At 62.0% G+C, this 1,022-nt stretch carries 2 protein-coding genes; both read left to right on the plus strand.

Annotated features, from left to right (window positions below; genetic code table 11):
* Positions 1 to 313: 313 nt before the first annotated feature.
* Entirely contained in the window at positions 314 to 661 is a 348-nt protein-coding gene (locus tag QHC67_RS18685; protein WP_319296660.1) for a transposase, read from the plus strand.
* Between the two features lie 26 nt (positions 662 to 687).
* Positions 688 to 1,022: IS66 family insertion sequence element accessory protein TnpB (gene tnpB, locus QHC67_RS18690; protein WP_319296661.1), on the plus strand; the 335-nt coding region annotated here is incomplete at its 3' end.

The following is a 1,022-nucleotide window of genomic DNA, read 5'->3' on the forward strand; positions in this document are numbered from 1 at the left end:
TCAAATCTCGCTTAGGGCATTGAATCATGCCAACACGGTCAGGTGAAGAGCCTTTTTCCGCGACCTGTTAAAGCGCGCGGAGGCGAGCTCGTTGCAGAAATCGTACGACTGCAGGACCCGACACGCGTGCCATGTCGCAGTTTCTAACTCGCGCCGCGGGTCGTTCGTAAGCGCTGTTCCGCTGCCACCTTGTGTGTTTGGATGATTCAGGCAGACGTTAGGTTGGATGGAAGACGACAACCCTACGAGCGCACTGGACACTCGCACTGGAGTGGCTCGGGAGCCTGTTAGCCGCCCTGAGGTTCTGCGCAGTATGGCCGGCCGACGGAGGATTTGGACGCTAGAGCAGAAGCTGGCGATAGTGGCTGAGATGGAGCGCTGCGACAACATAGCCGCCTATTCGCGCCAGTACGATATTCCGACGTCATTGCTTTACACCTGGCGGCGGGAGTTCCGCTATGCCCTTGCAGCCCAGCAGGTGGCAGACCCTGATAGTGATCATGCGCCGATGTTCGTGCCGGTCGTGGCCGATAGTCCCAAGCCGAAGTCGCACGATGTAGTGATCGAGGTTGAGCTTGGCGGCGCGGTGGTTCGGATCGGTCGAACGGCGAGCTCCGGGTTGGCGACTGCGGTGATTGAGGCTCTTCAGGTGCGGCGTTGATCGGTCCTGGTCCAGGCGCGCGAGTGATGGTGGCAACGCGGCCGGTGGATTTTCGCAAAGGTCCTGATGCCCTGGCCGCGTTGGTCAGCGCTGAGTATGGCGGCGATCCGTATTCCGGGGTGATCTATGTCTTCCGGGCGAAGCGCGCGGACCGGGTCAAGCTGGTCTGGTGGGATGGGACAGGCCTGTGCCTGATGGCCAAGAGACTGGAGTCCGGCGGTTTCAAGTGGCCCGGCATACAGGACGGTGTAATGCGCGTGACGGCAGCCCAGCTCGGCGCCTTGTTGGAAGGTCATCGCCGGCTTCCTGAGCGCGGCGATCCCCAACTGGACCGGGCGGCCGGTGATGACGGGCTGGCCGG

Source organism: Sphingobium sp., assembly GCF_033795625.1.
Classification (GTDB): Bacteria; Pseudomonadota; Alphaproteobacteria; order Sphingomonadales; family Sphingomonadaceae; genus Sphingobium.

What these genes read in the sequence shown, in the direction of transcription:
- QHC67_RS18685 (WP_319296660.1), top strand. Translation starts at nt 314, where the DNA reads ATGGCCGGCCGACGGAGGATTTGGACGCTAGAGCAGAAGCTGGCGATA.